This is a genomic window from Arthrobacter sp. IK3, assembly GCF_051337705.1.
Classification (GTDB): Bacteria; Actinomycetota; Actinomycetes; order Actinomycetales; family Micrococcaceae; genus Arthrobacter_B; species Arthrobacter_B koreensis.
Genome location: NZ_JBPPSW010000010.1, coordinates 47,103 through 66,927 on the forward strand (window position 1 = coordinate 47,103; position 19,825 = coordinate 66,927).

16 protein-coding genes are annotated in these 19,825 nt (G+C 67.7%); 12 read left to right on the forward strand and 4 right to left on the reverse strand.

The annotated features are described in order from the left end of the window. The first annotated feature begins 3 nt into the window (after positions 1-3). The 9 genes from ACSLGO_RS13790 (at position 4) to ACSLGO_RS13830 (ending at position 12,517) form a co-directional block, all read left to right on the forward strand. Positions 4-2,814, forward strand: coding sequence for an FAD-binding and (Fe-S)-binding domain-containing protein (locus ACSLGO_RS13790; protein WP_436401303.1), 2,811 nt, complete (start codon positions 4-6; stop codon positions 2,812-2,814). Between the two features lie 222 nt (positions 2,815-3,036). Next, a complete protein-coding gene (locus ACSLGO_RS13795; RefSeq protein ID WP_436401304.1) occupies positions 3,037-4,173 on the forward strand; it encodes an ROK family transcriptional regulator in 1,137 nt (378 codons plus the stop codon). A gap of 51 nt (positions 4,174-4,224) precedes the next feature. Beyond that, a complete protein-coding gene (locus ACSLGO_RS13800) occupies positions 4,225-5,289 on the forward strand; it encodes an extracellular solute-binding protein (RefSeq protein ID WP_091607170.1) in 1,065 nt (354 codons plus the stop codon). Positions 5,290-5,370: 81 nt separating this feature from the next. Next, positions 5,371-6,459: an ABC transporter ATP-binding protein gene (locus ACSLGO_RS13805; RefSeq protein WP_152274838.1), complete on the forward strand. Its 1,089-nt coding sequence runs from the start codon at positions 5,371-5,373 to the stop codon at positions 6,457-6,459. Further along, a complete protein-coding gene (locus ACSLGO_RS13810; protein ID WP_436401305.1) occupies positions 6,456-8,270 on the forward strand; it encodes an ABC transporter permease in 1,815 nt (604 codons plus the stop codon). The genes ACSLGO_RS13805 and ACSLGO_RS13810 overlap by 4 nt, the downstream gene beginning before the upstream one ends. Positions 8,271-8,272: 2 nt before the next feature. Beyond that, positions 8,273-9,763 (forward strand): lyase family protein, encoded by a 1,491-nt coding sequence (locus ACSLGO_RS13815; RefSeq protein ID WP_436401306.1) that lies wholly within the window; start codon positions 8,273-8,275, stop codon positions 9,761-9,763. Continuing rightward, positions 9,760-10,701 carry a carbohydrate kinase family protein gene (locus ACSLGO_RS13820; protein ID WP_436401307.1) on the forward strand — a complete coding sequence of 314 codons (942 nt, stop codon included), beginning with the start codon at positions 9,760-9,762 and terminating at the stop codon, positions 10,699-10,701. Before ACSLGO_RS13815 ends, ACSLGO_RS13820 begins: the two co-directional genes overlap by 4 nt. An 8-nt stretch (positions 10,702-10,709) precedes the next feature. Beyond that, the gene (locus ACSLGO_RS13825; protein ID WP_436401308.1) at positions 10,710-11,753 is read left to right on the forward strand and encodes an amidohydrolase family protein; all 1,044 of its coding nucleotides are present in this window, start codon (positions 10,710-10,712) and stop codon (positions 11,751-11,753) included. Positions 11,754-11,755: 2 nt separating this feature from the next. Continuing rightward, positions 11,756-12,517, forward strand: coding sequence for a glucosamine-6-phosphate deaminase (locus tag ACSLGO_RS13830; RefSeq protein WP_436401362.1), 762 nt, complete (start codon positions 11,756-11,758; stop codon positions 12,515-12,517). 42 nt (positions 12,518-12,559) lie between these two features. Here the strand turns inward: ACSLGO_RS13830 and ACSLGO_RS13835 are convergent, their stop codons facing one another. Further along, entirely contained in the window at positions 12,560-12,937 is a 378-nt protein-coding gene (locus ACSLGO_RS13835; RefSeq protein WP_436401309.1) for a VOC family protein, read from the reverse strand. A gap of 116 nt (positions 12,938-13,053) precedes the next feature. Here ACSLGO_RS13835 and ACSLGO_RS13840 point away from each other — a divergent pair, with 116 nt between their 5' ends. From ACSLGO_RS13840 to ACSLGO_RS13850, 3 genes are read left to right on the forward strand one after another with little or no spacing between them, the layout of a single operon-like run. Next, positions 13,054-13,920, forward strand: a complete 867-nt coding sequence (locus tag ACSLGO_RS13840; RefSeq protein WP_377956093.1) for an aldo/keto reductase — start codon at positions 13,054-13,056, stop codon at positions 13,918-13,920. Between the two features lie 45 nt (positions 13,921-13,965). Beyond that, complete coding sequence (locus ACSLGO_RS13845) at positions 13,966-14,667, forward strand: type 1 glutamine amidotransferase domain-containing protein (protein ID WP_091607185.1); 702 nt, start codon at positions 13,966-13,968, stop codon at positions 14,665-14,667. Positions 14,668-14,687: 20 nt separating this feature from the next. Next, positions 14,688-15,530 (forward strand): SDR family oxidoreductase, encoded by an 843-nt coding sequence (locus ACSLGO_RS13850; RefSeq protein WP_400504378.1) that lies wholly within the window; start codon positions 14,688-14,690, stop codon positions 15,528-15,530. Between the two features lie 26 nt (positions 15,531-15,556). Here the strand turns inward: ACSLGO_RS13850 and ACSLGO_RS13855 are convergent, their stop codons facing one another. From ACSLGO_RS13855 to ACSLGO_RS13865, 3 genes are read right to left on the reverse strand one after another with little or no spacing between them, the layout of a single operon-like run. Then, positions 15,557-17,029, reverse strand: coding sequence for an amidase (locus tag ACSLGO_RS13855; RefSeq protein WP_436401310.1), 1,473 nt, complete (start codon positions 17,027-17,029; stop codon positions 15,557-15,559). Further along, entirely contained in the window at positions 17,026-18,285 is a 1,260-nt protein-coding gene (locus ACSLGO_RS13860) for a M20 family metallo-hydrolase (RefSeq protein ID WP_386886655.1), read from the reverse strand. Before ACSLGO_RS13860 ends, ACSLGO_RS13855 begins: the two co-directional genes overlap by 4 nt. A 53-nt stretch (positions 18,286-18,338) precedes the next feature. Further along, positions 18,339-19,682 (reverse strand): MFS transporter, encoded by a 1,344-nt coding sequence (locus ACSLGO_RS13865; protein ID WP_091607196.1) that lies wholly within the window; start codon positions 19,680-19,682, stop codon positions 18,339-18,341. Positions 19,683-19,825 lie beyond the last annotated feature (143 nt).

Below are 19,825 nucleotides of genomic sequence, written 5' to 3' on the forward strand. Positions count from 1 at the left end.
CGTATGTCAGCCACAGCGCAGGAAACCGCCACCGCAATCTCCGAACTCGGGAGCGGGGGAATCAGCACCCGGGAGATCGACCGCCGGAAAATGGCGCACGATGCTTCGCACTATCTCCTGATCCCGGAGGCGGTTGCCACGCCTTCCACCACCGGAGAAGTGGCGGATCTGATGCGCCGCAGCCGCGAACTGGGCATCCCCGCGACATTCCGTTCCGGCGGCACCTCGCTCTCCGGCCAGGCTGTGAGCAGCAGCCTCCTGATCGACACCCGCCACCACTTCCGGGACATTGAAGTGCTCGACGGCGGCGCCCGCGTCCGCGTGGCTCCCGGCGCCACCGTGCGCTCGGTCAACTCCCGCCTGGCGGCCTTCGGCCGGAAGCTGGGCCCCGATCCCGCCAGCGAAATCGCCTGCACCATTGGCGGCGTCGTGGCCAACAACTCTTCCGGCATGGCCTGCGGCACCGAGTTCAACACCTACCGGACCCTTGAATCAATGGTCCTGGTGCTGGCCAGCGGCACGGTCCTGGACACTGGTGCGCCCGACGCCGAAGAAAAGCTGCGCGCCCTGGAACCGGAACTCTTCGAAGGGCTGCTCCGCCTGCGCGGCCGGATCGTGGCGAACCCCGACTCCGTTGCCACCATCACCCGGCTGTTCTCCATGAAGAACACCATGGGGTACGGGCTCAATTCATTCCTCGACTTCGAGAACCCGGCGGAGATCCTGGCGCACCTGATGATCGGCAGCGAGGGCACCCTGGGCTTCGTGGCGCAGGCAACCTTCCGCACCATCCCGGCGCTGCCGAAGGTGGCCACCGGCCTGATGTTCTTCGAAACCCTCGACGCCGCCGCCACCGCCCTGCCGGACCTTACCGCCACCGGCCTGGCCACCGTTGAGCTCATGGACGCCACCTCGCTGCTTGTGGCCCAGCAGGCAGCGGACGCCCCGCTGGAACTGCGGGACCTGGAGCTCAAGGCCCATGCCGCCCTCCTGGTGGAACACCAGGCGGCCACCGCCGAAGAGCTCGAAGCAAAACAGAACGCTTCCCTGCCGCTCTTCGAGTCTCTGCACCTGGCCGCGCCGTTCGCGATGACCACCAACGCGAAGGACCGTGCCGGTATGTGGCACATGCGCAAGGGCCTCTACACCACGGTGGCCGGTGCACGTCCTTCCGGCACCAACGCCCTCCTGGAGGACATCGTGGTGCCGGTGCCGTCGCTGGCACGGACCTGCGCCGAGCTGGCCACCTTGTTCACGGCGCACCATTACCGGGACTCCGTGATCTTTGGCCATGCCAAGGACGGCAACATCCACTTCATGCTCAATGAGAACTTCAGCGATCCGGCCGAACTGGCCCGCTACGAGGCCTTCACCGAGGAGATGGTGGACCTGGTCCTCGGCGAAGGCGGCTCGCTGAAGGCCGAGCACGGCACCGGCCGGATCATGGCGCCCTACGTCCGCCGCCAGTACGGCGACGAGCTGTACAGCATCATGGTTGAGCTCAAGCGCCTGATCGACCCCGCCAACCTGCTCAACCCCGGAGTGCTGATCAACGAGGACCCGCGCTCCTACGTGCAGAACCTCAAGGTAGCTCCCACGGTCGAGAAGGAAGTGGACCGCTGCGTGGAGTGCGGCTACTGCGAACCGGTGTGCCCCAGCAAGGACCTCACCACCACTCCGCGCCAGCGCATTGTGCTGCGCCGCGAAATCGCCGACGCCGAAGCCCGCGGGGACACGGTCCTCGCTGCCACCCTGCGCGCGGACTACGACTACGACGGCGTGCAGACCTGCGCCGTGGACGGGATGTGCGGCACCGCCTGCCCGGTGCTGATCAACACCGGCGACCTGGTTCGCCGCCTCCGCGCCGAGAACACCAACAAGGCGGCCGGCGCCGGCTGGAAGGCCGCCGCCGGACGATGGGGCACCATGACCTCAGTAGGCGGGAAGGCCCTGACCCTGGCCAAGGCCGTGCCTTCCCCCCTGCCCAAGCTGGCCACCGCCGTCGGGCGCGCCGTACTCGGCGCAGACAACGTGCAGTCCTATGAGACCGTGCTTCCGGCGGGCGGCACCCGCCGTACCCCGCACGAGGACGCCGATCCGGTGGCTGTGTTCTTCCCGGCCTGCATCGGCACCATGTTCGGTCCGGCCGAAGGCGGAGAAGGGTCCGCTCCCGCGTTCATGGAACTCTGCGACCGCGCCGGCGTGGGCGTGCGCATCCCCAAGGGAATCGAAAACCTGTGCTGCGGCACCCCCTGGAAGTCCAAGGGTTTCACCTCCGGGTATTCGGTCATGACGGAAAAGGTTCTGGCCAACCTGTGGGTGGCCACCGGCGGCGGAAACCTCCCGGTGGTGTGCGACGCCGCGTCCTGCACCGAAGGACTGGACACCATGAAGCGCCTGGCCGGGGAAAGCCCGGTCTACCCCGGCCTGCGCTTCGTCGATTCAGTTGACTTTGTCCGTGAGAGCATCCTTCCCCGGCTGGAAGTGACCCATAAGCTGGGCTCCCTGGCGCTGCATCCCACCTGCTCCTCCACCCAGCTGGGCGCCAACGACGCACTCAGCGAGATTGCAGCAGCAGTCAGCTCCGAGGTTTTCGTGCCGCCGAGCTGGGGCTGCTGCGCCTTCGCGGGAGACCGCGGCCTGCTCCACCCTGAACTGACTGCCTCGGCAACCCGGAAGCAGGCCGAGGAAATCAATTCCCGTGCCTTCGACGGGTACGCCTCCGTGAACCGCACGTGCGAAATCGGCATGAGCAAGGCAACCGGACACAGCTACCGGCACATCCTGGAGTACCTGGCGAAAGCCACGCGCTAGGAACCGGGGGTACCTTCCCCGGACAGGGTCCGCACTGGCCGCCAGCAAATTAGCCGGCGGCCAGTGCTGTTTTCATCCGTCCCCGCGCCGCCCAGCCGGGCGGCACCACGCGGCGTGCAGCGCTTTCTCCGCAGGGAATGGACCTTCCCTCACCGGCACAGCGGCGTTGTCACCTTGAAAAAACTGCTTGCAATCTTACTTTCTTCACCGTATAAAGTAAGAATGTCGTCCACCTCACATGCACCAACGGGCCGCCGGGAACTCCGGCGAATCCGGGTGGAAGCCGTAGTGGGAGCCCTGCTCTCGCACGGCCCCATCTCCCGCACCGACCTGGCCGCGGCCACCGGGTACAGCCCCTCCACCGTCACCGGAATCGTGCATGAGCTGCAGGAACTGGGCTACCTGCAGGAAGTGGGCCAGCGCGAATCCACCGGCGGACGCCGGCGCACCCTGATGGAAATCGACCGCTCCGCCGTCGTCCTGGTGGTGGCGGAGGTGTCCCGCGGGTCCGTCCGCGCCAGCCTGGTTGACCTCAACGCCGCAGTGCTGGAAAGCCGGGAGTCAGTGTTCGACGCCGGGGATCCGGTGTCCTCCACGGCACGCGCCGTCTCCGAGCTGGCTGCCGCCGCACCCCGCAGGCCGGCCCGCCTGGTCCTCGCCCTCCCCGGCGTGGTGGGCACTGACGGCACGGTCAGCCTGGCTCCTGACTTTGCTGCGGCGAATGGCTCGGAACTTGCCGGCGAGCTGCAGCGCCGCACCGGGCTGCAGGTCACGCTGGAAAACGACGTCAACCTTGTGGCGCTCGGCGAGCGCAGCGCCGGTGCCGCCGCAGGCGTCGATGACCTGGTGCTGATCCATGTGGCCGAGGGCATCGGCGCCACCATCCTCAGCGGCGGCAAGCTCCTCCACGGAGCGACGCGTTCCGCAGGGGAGGTCGGCTTCCTGCCCGTAGCACCCCGCCCGCTCCCCCACGGCAACCGGGGACCCTTCGAGGCCGCCTGGAGTACGCCGGCCATTTCCGCCGCTGCCTCTGCTGCAGGGCTCGACGCCGACGGGCCGGTCATCGCACGGATCTGCGCCGACGAACGCACCCAGGCACTGCGTGACGATGTCCTGGATGCCTGGGCCTGGGCCGCCGTCGTCTGCGCCTGCGTCCTGAACCCGGCCCTCGTCGTCTTTTCCGGAGACGCCGTTGACCTTGACGGTCCCGCCCGAGACGCCCTCGCCGGCCGCATTCACGCCGCAGCGCCGTCGGCACCGGACGTCACCTTCGCCTCGCTGGGCGCCGCCGGCATCCTGCACGGTGCCGTAGCCCGCGTCCTGGAAGACCCCTCAGCCCTGCTCACGCCCGGCAGCTAAGCCCGCCGGCATCCACTAACCACCCGCACCACCACACCCAAGGAGAAGTACATGATCCGCACTGTCCGCAAGCCGCTCGGCGCCGTTGCCGGCGGCCTCGCGCTGATGCTCGCTCTCTCGTCCTGCGGCCTGGACGATTCGTCCTCCGGCGCCGAAGGCTCCGACGGCGGCACCCTCACCATTTACACCGCCCGGGACAAGGGCCTGGCCGAAGCAGTCGTCGCCGACTTCGAGGCGGCCAACCCGGACTACGCCGGCAAGGTGGAAATCCTGACCCTCGGAGCGCAGGAAGCACTCGAGCGCATCCGCGCCGAGAAGGCCAACCCCCAGGGTGACATCTGGTGGGGCGGCACCGGCCAGCAGATGAAGCAGGCCGCCGGGGACGATGTCCTGGCGCCCGCTCCGGAAGCAGTGATCGACGCCGTTCCCGAAGACCTGCGCGATCCCGCGGGTCTCTGGGTAGGCGAAATGCAGCTCGCCGAGGTCATCTTCTACAACCACGACATGCTCAGCGAAGCAGAAGCGCCCAAGGACTGGGATGACCTGGTCGCTCCGGAAATGGCGGACAAGCTCGCCATCCGCGACGTCGAGGCCTCCGGCACCATGCGCAGCATCTACTCCGCCATGATCGACCGCCAGTATGACGCCGCGGGCTCGCCCGAAGCGGGCTACGACTGGCTGCGCAAGCTCGATGCCAACACCAAGGTCTACGCAGCGAACCCCACGGACCTCTACCTGCGCGTGACCCGCCAGGAAGCCGCCGCCAGCGCCTGGAACCTGCAGGACGTGATGCTGCAGATCGAGAGCCAGAACGCCCCGTACACCCCGGTGATCCCCGAGTCCGGTGCGCCGATGCTGGTGGACGGTGTCGCCAAGATCAAGAACGGGCCGTCTTCCGACGCCGCTGACGCCTTCCTCGAGTTCCTCTTCAGCGAAGAAACCCAGAAGGACCTCTCCGAGACCTACTACCAGATCCCCTCGATCGAAATGACCGAGACCCCGGCCTGGCTGGCCGACCTGGACCTGGTTGAAATGGACGTCGACTGGGACCGCATCGGCCAGAACGAATCCGAATGGATCGGTTACTGGGCCGAAAACATCAAGGGCAAGGGCTAACCCAGCCCGGACAGGCAGCCGGCGCCCCGGCGCCGGCTGCCTCCCCCACCTTCCACCCCCCTACCCCTGCGGAGAGCAGCCATGACACGAGTCCTCCTCGAATCGATTGAAAAACGGTACCCGGGTGCCGCGCCTTCAGTGGCAGACCTCAACCTCACCATCGAAGACGGCGAGTTCTTCACCCTCCTGGGACCGTCCGGGTGCGGCAAGTCCACCACCCTGCGCATGGTTGCGGGCTTCATCCAGCCCTCCCGCGGGCGGATCCTCTTCAACGACCGGGATGTCACGAACACCGCACCCAACCGGCGCGACACCGGCATGGTTTTCCAGAACTACGCCCTGTTCCCGCACATGACCGTGCGCGCCAACGTCGGTTACGGCCTCAGCGTCCGCCGCACCGCCCGTGCGGAAAAGAACAAGCGCGTGGACCGCGCCCTCCAGCAGGTTGGCCTCGAAGGCTACGCAGACCGCCGCATCGACATGCTCTCCGGCGGACAGCAACAGCGTGTGGCGCTGGCCCGGGCCCTGGTCATCCAGCCCTCGGTCCTGCTCCTGGACGAGCCGCTGTCCAACCTGGACGCCAAGCTGCGCGAAGAAACCCGCGCCGAAATCCGCGGCACCCAGAAGGCCGCCGGCATCACCAGCATCTACGTCACCCATGACCAGGCCGAAGCCATGGCCATGAGCGACCGCGTCGCCATCCTCGAATCCGGGCGGCTGCACCAGGTGGCTCCGCCGCGCGAGGTCTACCACCGCCCGGCCACCTCCTTCGTGGCACGGTTCATCGGCCGCTCCAACGTACTTGAGTGCACCGTCCTGGAAACCGGCACCGACTCCGTGCAGCTCAAGCTGGCAGACGGTTCAATCCTGCGCGCCCCGCGGGTCACCGGCACCGCCTCCGGCAACGCCGCCGCAGGCGACACCGCCGCGGTGAGCCTGCGCCCCGAATCCTTCACCATGCACACGGACGCCGGCGGCGAAAGCCGCCCGGGCACCCTCCGCGGCACGGTCAAAACGGCCGAGTTCACCGGAGCCGTCAACGTGTACGAAGTGGACTGGAACGGCCAGGACCTGGTGGTCTCCGTCCCCGATTCCGAGGACCGGGCACAGCCCGGGGACCGGGTCACCCTGTTCCCGCATCCGGACCGGGTCTGGCTGGTGGCTCCGTGACCGGGCTCGCCGCAAGACTGCGGAACCGCAGCGGAACCACGTCCTCGGACCGGTTCATCTACTGGCTGGCCATTCCGCTGGTCCTGATCCTCCTGCTGTATATCGTGATTCCGATGTTCGCCACGGCACGCACCAGCGTCGACGGCGGAATGGGCAACTACAGCGGCTTCTTCGGCGGAAACTCCGGCCGGGCGCTGGGCCTCTCCGTGGGAATCTCCGTGGTCTCCGTGATCACCACCGGCGTGATCGGCACGGCGCTGGCCGTCCTGCTGACCCGCTTCGACTTCCCGGGCCGGAATGTGCTGCGGCTGTTCGCGATGCTGCCCATGGCGCTGCCGCCGCTGATCGGCGCGGTCTCCTTCTACTTCCTGTACGCCGAAAGCGGGATCCTGCCGCGCTTCCTGGCCCAGTACTTCGGTGCCGATCCCGGAGCAGTCTCCGCCAACGGCGTCCTGGGCGTGCTCCTGGTCCACACCATGACCATGTACCCGTACTTCTATTTGGCGGTCTCCTCCGGCCTGGCCGGTTCCGACGCGTCCATGGAAGAAGCCGCCCTGAACCTTGGCGCCAGCCGCTTCACCATGTGGCGCACCGTGCTGCTGCCCATGCTGACCCCGGCCCTGGTATCCGGTGCCCTGCTGACCTTCATGGTCTCCATGGCATCCTTTACCGCACCGCAGTTCTACAACGTCCAGACCCTGACCATGCAGATTGTGGCCTCACGGACCTCCGGAGCCTACGAACTCGCCGCGGCCCAGTCCACGGTCCTGTCCGTCGTCTCCATCCTGTTCCTGCTCGCCATGCGCTGGTACCAGAACCGCCGCGTGCACCGCAGCGCTTCCAAGGGAACCCCGCAGGCCGTGAAGGTCATCCACGGAACGCTCCCCCGGCTCGGCGCCGGCCTGGGCTCCACGCTCCTGGTGCTGATCCTGATGGCACCGGCCGCAGTCATCGTGCTGCTGGCCTTCACCGTGGACGGCTCCTGGACCGTGCAGATCCTGCCCAGCCAGTACACCCTGGGGAACTTCTCCCGGATCTTCACCGATCCGTCTACCCTGCGCCCCATCCTGGTGAGCAGCCAGATGGCCTTCATCGCCATGATCGCGTGCACCGTGGTCGGTGTCATCGCCTCCTGGGTCGTCACCCGCTGGAAAGGCCCGGGCAAGGGACTGCTGGACGTGATGGTCATGATTCCCTGGGCGCTGCCCGGCACCGTCGTCGGCGTCAACCTGGTGACCGCCTTCGCCAGCCCCTCCCCGTTCAACCTGGGACAGGTCCTCATCGGCTCATTGTTGATCCTTCCGGTCGCCTATTTTGTCCGGTTCCTTCCGCTGGTTTTCCGGTCCGCCAACGCGGCGCTGGCCCAGATCGATCCCTCCGTGGAAGAAGCTGCCCGCAACCTCGGCGCCGGCCACTGGCGGGTGCTGCGCACCGTGACGGTTCCGCTGATGTACCGCGGCATCCTGGCAGGCGCCCTGATGGCGTTCATCCAGGGCTTCGGCGAGTACGTGGCTTCCGTGGTGATCTACCCGGCGCGCTTTGCACCGCTGTCCGTGGAGATCTACAACCGGATCTACTCCAACGAGTTCGGCACCGCCGCAGCGTACGGCACCCTGCAGATGGGCCTGATCCTGATTGTCCTGATCATCTCGCAGCGGCTTGAAAACCCGGGCAGCGGCGGCATCGCCAAGATGCTGAAGCGCCGCCGCCGTCCCACCGTGGAGACCCCGCTGGTTGGCCCCATGCCTCCCACGGCCACCCCGCTGCCGATTCCCTCTTCCGCCGCCCCCGACCTGAAGCCGGTGAAATAAGCATGACTACCCCCTCCCGTCCGCTCCTGACCGACCGCCCGGACCTGTCCGTCTACTGGGACAACCACCTGCGCGACGCCTTCGAGGAGGCCGCCGCCAACATCTATCCGCCCATGGTGGAAGCCTCCCTGGCGCACGTCTGGATGCTCGACGACGAAGGCATCCTCCCGCGCGTACGCTCCGCCAGGCTGGAGAAGGGCCTGCTGGAACTGTGGGAACGGATCACGGACGGCCGGCAGGAATACGCCTTCGACGGCTCCGTGGAAGACCCGTATTACTTCATGGAACAGCAGCTCGCCGCTGCCTGCGGCATCTCCACTTCGGAGCTGGACGTCCAGCTCGCCCGCAGCCGGAACGACCTCGATGCCGGCGCGTTCAGGATGGTGCTCCGGCGCCAGATCCTCGACCAGGCGGACCTGGTGCTCCAGGCCGCCGCCGATGCCGCTGAGCTGGCCCGCCGGCACTCCGACGCGCTCATCATCGGCTTCACCCACCGCCGTCCCGCCCAGCCCACAACTATCGGCCACGTTATGGGGGGCTTGGCCGAAGCCCTGCTGAGCCAGGGACGGGAACTGCTGGACATCTACGCGGAGATGAATGTGTCCCCGCTGGGTTCCGCGGCGTTCACCGGATCCGACGTGCCGATCAACCCGCAGACGGTCGCGGACCTGCTGGGCTTCGATTCGACGTTCACGTCCAGCTACGAGGCGGTGGCGGGGGCGGAGCACTTTATGCGCCTGGCCGCCGCGCAGGCACGGATCTGCGCCACCGGTGCGCGCTTCTCCCGGGTGCTGCTGGAATGGATGACATTCGGCTGGGTGGCCACCCCGGATGCGTACACCCAGGGCTCCTCGATCATGCCGCAGAAGAAGAACCCGGTAGTGCTGGAGCACATGGTCTCCATGGCCGGTGCCGCCGCCGCGGACATGTCCGCCACCTACGCGAACATCAACTCCGGCTGGTACGAAGATTCAAACAACGCGACCACCGATGTGCAGAAGCACCTGTGGCGTGCCTCGGACCGGGTGATCCGGTTCGTGCGGATGCTGGACGGACTGCTCGGCGAATTCACCGTGCTGCGGCTTCCGGACAAGGCGGAGATTGTCCGCTCCGGCGCCACCACCACGTCAGTGGCGGAAGCGCTGGCAGTGGCCGGGGTGCCCTGGCGCGGAGCGCACGACGTCGTCGGGCGGCTGTTCAAGTCCGCTGACCCCACAGCGTGGTCACGGGAGCAGGTGACCGAGGCCCTCGCCGCCGGGAACATCAGCGCGGACCTGGCCGACCTGGTGCTCGCCGCAGGAACCGACCCGGGACGCATCCTGGACCGGCCGCAGGCCGGCAGCCCCGGTATCAAGGCCGTCACCGCCACCGCGGACCTCGCCACGGAAACCGCCCGTGCCCTCGCCGTACGTGCCGCGGAACTCCGTGCCGGCATTGATGCGGCGCGCGCCGCCCTGCTGGAACGCGCCCAGGCGCTGGCGGCCGCGGCATGAGCGGTGCGCAGGCCGGCATCACCGTTGTAGGGAACACCAACCTGGACATCATGGTGTCCGGAGCAGCCGAACTCCCGGAGCCCGGAACCGAAGCGATCGTGCCGGGCATCGACATCCGGCTGGGCGGATCCGCGGGGAACCTCGCCGTCCGCTGCGCAGGGCTGGGACAGGAAACCGTCCTGGTCAGCAAGGTAGGAGACGACGCTTCCACCCGCCTGGTGGAACAGGAGCTGGCCCTGCCCGGACTCTGGGCAGAGCTGGTGCGTGACGCCGGGCTGCCCAGCGGCATCACCGTCGCCGTGGAGGCACCCGGGCGGGACCGGGCGTTCATTTCCTCCCTCGGAGCCATGGCGGAGCTGACCCCGCAGGACGTTCCTACCTCCGCCTTGGGGGCCGGGACCGTGGTGCTGGCCGGCTATTTCCTGCTGCCCAAACTGCGCGGGAACGCCGCCGTTGAGCTCTTCGCCGCAGCACACGCCAACGGGGCCCTCACGGTGCTGGACACCGGCTGGCCTGCCGAAGGCTGGACCGGGGACGTCCGCACGGAGGTCCACAGCGTGCTCGGCTCCGTTGACCTGTTCCTGCCGAACAGCGACGAGCTGGCCGGCCTGACCGGAAACCCGGATCCGCAGGACGCCGCCCTGCAGCTGGCACAGCAGACGTCCACGCTGGTGGCCGCGAAACTCGGAGCCGACGGCGCCGGGCTGGCACTTCCGGACGGAACCTGGCTTCACTCCGCGGCCCGACCGGTGACCCCGGTGGACAGCACCGGAGCCGGAGACGGATTCAACGCCGCGTTCCTGGCCTGCCTCGCCCGCCGGGACACGCCTGCCCAGGCCCTGGCCGCCGCGGTCAGCTACGCCACCGAGCTGGTGGCTACCGCTCCCGAACGCCGCAGCGCCGTCGTACTCCCCGAACCCCAGCCGCTGTCCCTGTAGGAGGAACCGTGCACGTCTCCCGGATCGGGAACCGCCCTGTGGTGCAGGGCCTGTCAATCATCGACTTCCATCTGCATTTCCGGATGCCGTTCGATCCACTGACCCGGCAGCTCTCCGGCGGCCAGTTCGCATGCGAGGAATCCAGCCCCGCCGCCGCGGAGCGGGCCGCCAAGGTGGCCGGTATGTCCGCGCAGTGGCGGCGCAGCTGGGACTTTGCGGACCCGGAAAGCGCCGCCCAGGACACCGGGTGGGAAGCGGAAGCCGAGCGCTGGACCGCTGAACTGGACCAGCACCACATTGAACACGCGGCATTTGTCACCGCCGGCGGGAATCGGGAAATGGCTGCCCTGGTGGAACGTGGTGCCGGGCGTTTCCTGGGCCTGGCCGCCATGGCCGATCCCTTCGCGCCGGGTGCAGTGGAGGAATTCCGCCGGGCGGTCCGCGACGACGGTCTGCGCGGCCTGAAGCTCTTCGCTCCGCTGATGTCCTCCCGGGTCGACGATCCCGCTGCGGATCCGCTCTGGCGTGTTGCGGCGGAGTACCAGGTGCCCGTGCTGATCCACTTTGGGCACTGCGGCTCCGCCGGCGGGATTGCGCACAACGCGATGATTGAACCCGCGTGGCTGGAGGCTGTGGCCAAACGGCATCCGGACGTGACGTTCGTGGTGCCGCACTTCGGCATCCAGCACGTGCAGCAGGTGCTGTTCCTGATGTGGGCCTGCCCCAACGTACTGGTTGACACTTCCGGCTCAAACCAGTGGGTCCGGTTCATGGCCCAGAAGCTCACCCTCGAGGACCTTTTCCGCCGGTTCTACGAGACTCATGGGCCGGAACGGATAGTCTTCGGCACCGACTCGTCCTGGTTCCCGCGCGGCTACGCCCGGCGCTACCTGGTGGACCAGCTGCGGATCTGCTGGGAAATGGGCATGCCCGCAGCTGACGTGCAAAAGATCTTCGGGGCCAACGCCGCCGGTCTGCTGGGCCTGGCGGACTGGGCGCCGGCTGACCCGGAGCTGGCACGCTCCCTTTCCCGGGAAGGAACCCGGGCATGAGCGTGCAGGTCCTGGTTGCCGCCTCCGCCCTGGACCAGGGCGTGGCCGCTGCGGATGCCGTCCTGGAACGGCTGGCTGCACGTGCCCGTCCAGTCCTCGGCATTGCCACCGGTTCCTCCCCGCTGCCGCTGTATGAGCAGCTGGCCCGGCGGGCACGGGAGCTGCCGCAGCTGCGTGGATTCGCGCTGGACGAATACCTCGGCCTGCCCACGGGCCACCCGCAGAGCTACCGCGAGGTGGTGCGCCGGGAAGTCGTTGAGCCGCTGGGCCTGGACCCGGCCCGGATCCACGTGCCGGACGGCGGCGCCCCTGACCCGGAGCACGCAGCAGCCGCCTACGAGGAACTGATCCGCGCTGCGGGCGGCATTGACGTGCAGGTCCTGGGCATCGGCGGAAACGGGCACCTGGCCTTCAACGAACCCGGCTCGGCACTGGATTCCCGCACGCGCGTGGTCGAGCTGACAGCCGGCACCCGGAAAGCCAACGCCCGCTTCTTCCCCTCACCCGGTGACGTTCCGACGCATGCGCTGACGCAAGGACTGGGCACCATCCGGGAAGCACGGTCCCTGGTGCTGCTGGCCTCCGGTCCGCAGAAAGCGGACGCGATTGCCGCCGCGCTGAGCGGTCCGGTAACGCCGAAGATGCCGGCGTCTCTCCTGCAGCTGCACCCGGATGTGACCGTGCTCCTTACCGGCGGGGCCGAGGCCGGGCTGGACCCGGAGAGTTACCGCCGGGTGCGGGAAAACAGTACCGCCGGACGCTGACCGCTCCACTTCCGGTGCCCTGCTGCTTCCGGCCCTGCGCCCCTACGCTGCGGGCCGGGCCGGAGGCTCCTGCAGTGACCACTGGTTGCCGTCCGGGTCGCTGAAGTAGACAAAGGTTCCCCATTCAAGCGGCGTCACCTCGCTGACCCCTGCCACGCCGCCCTCGAGCAGGTGCCGGCGGGCTTCGACGGCACTGGGCACCACTATCTGGATCCGCTGGGTGCCGGGAACCATGTCCGTAGTCCCCTCACCGATCACCACGGAACAGGCCGAACCCGGCGGTGTGAGCTGCACGAACCGCAGGGATTCATCCACTCGCTGGTCATGGTCGGCTGCAAAACCGACCTGGTTCACGTAGAAGTGTTTCGCGGCGTCGACGTCGGACACCGGCACGGGAACAAGCTCTATTTTCCAGTCCATGCGCAGGAACATACGCCCCGGCGCGAACCCAAAAAAACACCTGCCCGGACAGCTTCGGTCCGCATTTGCCACGCAAAAAAGGAATAAGCCTGCTTAGTATTGGGTTGTACCCCGACATGACTGAGCAGAGGAACAACACCTTGTCCGCAACCATCGACTTGAAGGACCTGGGCACCGTGAACCGGCTTGGCTTCGGTGCCATGCGCATCGTCGGCCCCGGCGTCTGGGGCGAGCCCGAAAGCCGCGGCACCGCCGTCGAGGTGGTGCGCCGCGCCGTCGAACTCGGCGTCGACTTCATCGACACCGCAGACTCCTACGGCCCCAACATCAGCGAAGAAATCATTGCCGAAGCGCTCTACCCCTATCCGGACGGACTGAAGATCGGCACCAAAGCCGGGTTCGTGCGCACCGGCCCGGACGAATGGATTCCGCTGGGACGCCCCGAGTACCTCCGCCAGCAGGCCGAGCTGAGCCTGCGCAAGCTGAAGGTGGATTCCCTGGACCTGCTGCAGCTGCACCGCATCGACCCGACTGTGGACGCCGAGGAGCAGTTCGGCGTCCTGGCCGACCTGCAGAAGGAAGGCAAAGTGAAGGCGCTGGGACTGTCCCAGGTCAGCGTTGAACAGCTGGAAGCAGCCGGCAGGCATTTCACCGTCTCCACCGTGCAGAACCGCTACAACCTCACGGACCGCTCTTCCGAGGACGTGCTTGAGTACGCCACTGCCAACGGAATCGGGTTCATCCCCTGGGCCCCTATTTCGGCCGGCGAACTGGCCCAGCCGGGAGGAGTGCTGGACGACGCCGCCCGGAAGCTCGGTGCCAGCACTTCCCAGGTAGCCCTGGCGTGGCTCCTGAAGCGCTCACCGGTCATGATGCCCATTCCCGGCACCGGATCGGTGGCCCACCTCGAAGAGAACCTGGGCGCCCGGGACCTGGTGCTGGACGACGAGACCTTCGAAGCGATCGACGCCGCGGCCCGCTAGCTCCGCCTCCCCAGCGCTATCCCATCCCCAAAGGAAGGACCCCCCATGAACAACATCCTGATGGTTGTCTCCGCCGCTGATTCCCTCACCATGAAGGACGGCTCCGAACACCCCACCGGCTTCTGGGCCGAGGAACTGGTCGAAGCCCACCGCACCCTGGCTGAAGCCGGCCACCGCATCACCTTCGCCACCCCCGGTGCCAAGGCTCCCACAGTAGATGCGATCAGCCTGCAGCCGGACCAGGCAGGCGGAGAGGAAAAGGCGGCCCGCCTGAAGTCCTATCTGGAGGAGCTGCGTCCGGAACTGGAGGCGCCCATGGCACTCGCCGACGTCGCACCCCTTGAATACGACGCCGTCGTCATCCCGGGTGGCCACGGTCCCATGGCGGACCTGGCCACCGACTGGGACATGGGACGGATCCTGATTGCAGCGAATGACGCCGGCATGCTCATCGCCCCGTTCTGCCACGGCCCGGCAGCGCTGCTCAGCGCCGAAACCCCGGAAACCGGGTTCGCGTTCTCCGGCCGCCGGCTCACCGTCTTCACCAACGAAGAGGAGCTGAACGGCGGCACCGGGGAGAACACTCCCTGGATGGTCGCTGACGCGCTGGCCGAGAAGGGCGCACTTGTGGAGTCCGGGCCTGCGTGGGAAAGCTTCGTGGTCACCGACGGCAACCTGGTCACCGGGCAGAACCCGCAGTCCAGCGTCGACGTGGCCCGCCAGGTCCTCGCCTCACTGCCCGACTAGATCTTTGGCAGACTAAAGCCATGACTGTCCTGATTGCCGGCTGCGGTGACCTGGGCACGGAAGCCGGCCTGCGGTTCGCCGCGGCCGGCTTTTCCGTGTTGGGCTGGCGCCGTTCCGCCGAGAAGATTCCCGCTCCCCTGACTGGCCAGGCCGCCGACCTGACCGGCTCGCTGCCGACCATCCCGGCGGATACCGAAGTCGTCGTGATTTCAACGGCGGCCCGGGAACGCTCCGAAGCCGCGTACCGCTCCGCCTACGTGGACGGGACCGCCAATGTGCTGGACGCCCTGGACCGGGACGGCGTGCATCCGCGCCGGATCCTCTTCGTGTCCTCCACCGCGGTCTACGGCGACGCCGGCGGCGGTTGGCTGGATGAAGACTCCCCCACCGCCCCGGCGTCAGTGACCGGCGCCGTCATCCGCGAAGCCGAGGACCTGCTCCATGCCCGCCGGCCGGATGCCATAGTGCTGCGCCTGGCCGGGATCTACGGCCCGGGGCGCACCCGGCTGATCGACCAGGTCCGGTCCGGAACGGCGGATCCCGGGCAGGGACAGCTGACCAACCGGATCCACCGCGATGACGCCGCCGCGGCGATCGTGCACCTGACCACCGCCGTTGCTGACCCCGCGCCCCTCTATCTCGGGGTGGACAACGAACCCGTGGAGAAGCGGGAGGTACTCCGCTTCCTGGCCGCTGAGCTGGGTACGGAACTGGGGCCGGAAGAGCCGTCGAACTCCTCGCGCGGCGGCAACCGGCGCCTGTCCAACACCCGGCTGCTTTCCACCGGATTCGAGTTCAGCTACCCCACCTTCCGGGAAGGCTACCGCGCGGTGCTTGCCGGGGACGGCGTGCGGCACGGCTGAACTTGTGGGGCGGGTCCGGCGCCGCGCTACAGCTCCGGGTACCGCCCCGCCCAGGGACGCAGCACCTCGATGGCAGCACCGAGGCGGAACACGGATTCCTCCGCAAACGGGTGGCCCACCACCTGCACACCGGTAGGGACGCCGTCGGCACCGAATCCGGACGGCACGGCCAGGACCGGACAGCGGTTGGTGATGTTGAACGGAGCCGTCAGGTGGCCTTCCCAGTAGTGCTGCAGCGTCCGCCCGGCCACCGAAATGCCGTCCAGGTAGTCCCCTTCCGCAGCCAGTGAACCGGCTCCCGAGGTGGGGCAGAGCAGCACATCGAAACCGGCCATTGCCGTTGCCAGCTCCGCCTGAATCCTGGCCTCGGCAGCGAGTCCCTCAACCAGGGTTGTTCGTTCCGCGGCGGCGCGGGCATCCGCCATGAACCGGCGCGTGTAGGAGGCCAGCTGCTCCTGGTCCCCGGCGGTGGCCTCCTCCATGGCAGGTCCCAGGATGTGGCCAAAGTGGGTGAAGATGGTCTCCCGGATACCGGCAGTGGTCCACGGCAGCTCAACTTCTTCCACCACGGCACCGGCCCCCTGCAGCGCTGCGGCAACGGCCCGGGTGTTGGCTTCGACCGCGGCATCCAGCGGATAGTCGCCCAGCCGCAGGCACAGTGCCACGCGCACCCCGGCCAGCTCGCCGGCGTCGGGATAGCGCAGCGGCAGCATGCCCGGACCGCCGAAGGAGGCGTGGTCCGCCGGGTGGCGGCCGGACATCACGTTGGCCAGCAGGGCAGTGTCCGCAACCGTGCGTGCCATGGGTCCGTCGCCCCGGTACCAATCGGCGGAGAGCGGAGCCTGTCCGGGGATCCTGCCGTAGGGCGCCTTGTATCCAACAGTTCCGGTGAACGCCGCCGGCAGGCGGGTGGATCCCGCGATGTCTGACGCCGTTGCCAGCGGCGCCAGGCCCGCGGCCAGGGCCGCTCCCGCACCGCCGGATGAGCCGCCGGGTGAGCGGTCCAGGTTCCAGGGATTGCGGGTAACGCCCCACATGGGACTGTGCGTCACGGTGGCGCAGCTGAACTCCGGAGACGTGGTGCGGGCGTGCACTATACCGCCGGCAGCCCGGATGCGCGCCACCACGGGATGGTCCGCCGCGGCTACAGTACCGGCATGGGCGAGCAGGCCCTGCGAGAGGCTGCGCCCGGCCAGGGCGTGCTTCTCCTTGGTCGCCACGGGCAACCCCAGCAGCGGACGCTCCCCTGTGTCACCGCTGCGGTACGCCGCTTCGGCTTCCCGCGCCTGCACCATGGCGTCGTCGAACAGGGTTTCCGTCAGGGCATTCACGGCCGGATTCGCGGTCTCCGTCCGCTCCGCGACCGCCGTCAGCAGTTCAACGGGCGAGAGGGTCCCGGAACGGAACAGCTCCAGCGCGGAAACAGCGTCCAGATAGTGCAGCGGCGCGTTCCCTGCGGCACGTGCAGCGAGGTCTTCGCCGGTCACCGGCGTGCTCATGCTGCCGGACCCGTGGCCTGGTCCGTCAGGGCACCGTGGATCAGCTTCCAACCCAGTTCGGTGAGGGCGTCCAGGCCGGCAACCATGTCCTCGTCCGTGGTGAACTCCCGTTCGCAGTGGGACACTCCGTCAACGGAGGGAATGAACATCATCACCGTGGGGGCGATGCGGTTCAGCGCCACGGAGTCGTGGCCGGCCATGGTCTGGATCCGGCGGATGCCGAGGCCCAGCTCCGCTGCCACCTTCTCGGCCAGCTCCAGCCCCTCCTCCGGGTAGTACTGGATGCCGCGGATGTCGAAGTCGTTCACGTTGATGGTGATGTCGTGTTCGCGGGCAATGGCGTCGATGTCAGCGAGGAGGGACGCTCGCGCTTCGGCCACGATCTCCGGTGAGGCCGAGCGCAGGTCCGCCACCAGATGGACGCGGCGCGCAACGACGATCGGCGAGTTCGGCTCCAGGGTCATCCGCCCCACCGAGGACACCAGTGCTTCATCTGCGAACTTCTTCGTCACGTCGTGGACGAGCAGCACCACCTTGGAGGCTGCCACCAGGGCATCGTGCCGGTCCGCCATGGCCGTGGCTCCGGTGTGCGACTGTTCGCCAAGCACCTCAATGTCCAGTTTCTGGGTGTACCAGGAATAGTCGACGGCACCCAGCGGCAGCTGCTCGCGTTCCAGGATGCGGCCCTGCTCAATGTGGATTTCCGCGTAGCTGGCCACCTCCGGCCGTGGATCAGTGCCGAGGTACCCGATTCCGGACAGGGCCTCCCGGACAGAAATCCCGGTGAGGTCACGGACCTCCAGCATGGCTTCTTCATCCATGAGCCCCGCGAACACGGAGCTGCCCATGATGGACGGCGCGAACCGCCCGCCTTCCTCGTTGAACCAGTTCACGACAGCCAGGTTGAAAACCGGCGTGCCGCCTCCGGCCTGCAGGCGTTCGGTGATCCGGGAGGCGGCGTGCAGGCCGGCAATCACTCCGTACGCGCCGTCGAACCGCCCGCCCAGCGGCTGGCTGTCCAGGTGCGAGCCGACCAGGACGTACGGTGCGCCGGGAACCAGCTCGATCAGCGCAAACATGTTGCCGATGCTGTCCACCCGCACCTCCCAGCCGCGGGTCTCGGCATAGGCGGCAAACCATTCCCTGGTCTGCTTGTCTTCAGCGGTGGCTGCTTGCCGGTCGACGCCGTTGGCTGCGGTGGCGCCGATGGCGGCGACGTCGTGGAAGTCCTTCAGGAAGGCCTGGGGTGAAGTCATGGTTCTTTCCTTTGAGTCAGGCGGGCTGGTCCGTGCGGCTGTGCCGGACGGTGCTAGCCCATGCGGCCGCGGGTTTCCGGCACTTTGGTGAGGGTGAGCAGCAGCAGCACGATCACGGCTGCGGCACTCATGTAGAAGCCCGGTGAGTACGCCACGTCCGTCGCTGCCACCAGTGCGGTGCCCACGAACGGTGCGGTGCCGCCGAAGATGGCATAGGCAACGTTGTAGCTGATGGCTGCGGAAGTGAAGCGGGTCTTGGTGGTGAAGATTTCCACGAAGAAGGTGTAGCAGCCGCCGCCGTAGATGCAGAGCGGAATGACGAAGAGCAGCTGGCCCAGGATGGCCAGCCCCAGCACGCCGCTGGTCACCAGCATGAAGCAGGGAACCGCGAAGACGGCCAGCGCGGCCGAGCCGGCAATCAGCATGGGCTTGCGGCCAACCTTGTCGCCGATGATTCCGCCCAGCGGCAGCAGGATGGCGTAGAACGCCATGGCCGCGGCGTTGGCCAGCAGTGACTGGTCGCGGCTGAGGTTGCCGGTGGTCTGGACGTAGGAGACGAAGTAGCCGGAGAGGAAGTAGAACCCCATGGCGGTCAGGCCCATCACGAAGATGACCTGCAGCATGCGGACCTTGTTGGTGCGGAAGGTCTCACGGATGGGGCTGTATTCCTTGGTCTGGTTCTTGGCCAGGACTGCCTTGAAGACTTCGCTTTCCTCGGTCTTGGCGCGGATCCACAGGCCGAAGAGGGACAGCGGCAGTGCCAGCAGGAACGGGATGCGCCAGCCCCAGCTCTGGAAGTCGGCGTCGCTCATGGACTGGCTGAGGATCAGGATCAGCGTTCCGGCCACCACGGAGGGCAGCGCGGTGGCAGCGAGGGTGATGTTGAGCCAGAAGCCGCGGCGGTTCGCCGGCGCGTGTTCGAAGACGAACGACGGCGCGCCCACCGATTCGCCGCCGGCCGAGAAGCCCTGCACCAGCCGGCACAGCACCAGCAGGGCCGGTGCCAGCGCGCCGATGGTTGCATAGGTTGGGAGCAGGCCGATTGCGGCCGTTGCGGCACCAATTGAAACCAGCGTGATGTACAGGACGCGGCGCCGGCCGATCCGGTCTCCCAGCGCGCCGAAGAACAGTCCGCCCAGCGGCCGGATGAGGAAGGCGACGCCAAAGGTTGCAAAGGTGGAGAGCAGGCCAATGAAGGCGCTTTCGCTGGGGAAAAAGAGCTGGGACAGCACGACGGCGGAGAGGCCGTAAAGCGCGAAGTCGTAGAACTCGATGAACTGGCCAACGCTGCCGCCGGCAAGGACACGCTTCTGCATGCCTGTGATGCGGGGCTTGGCACCTTCCGCCGGAGCGGACTGGACACTGGTGTCGTGCGGAGTCACTTCGTTCGTAGTCATGGGAGCCACCGTACGCACACCGGGTTTTGGCCCCGTTGCCCGCCGTTTCGGGCACGTAACGGCTGCTGAGGACTTGTGTCGGCAGCGTTTCCCGCGGCCCGTCCGTGGCCCGCAGGCTGCTTAACGCCGCGGAAACGTGATTC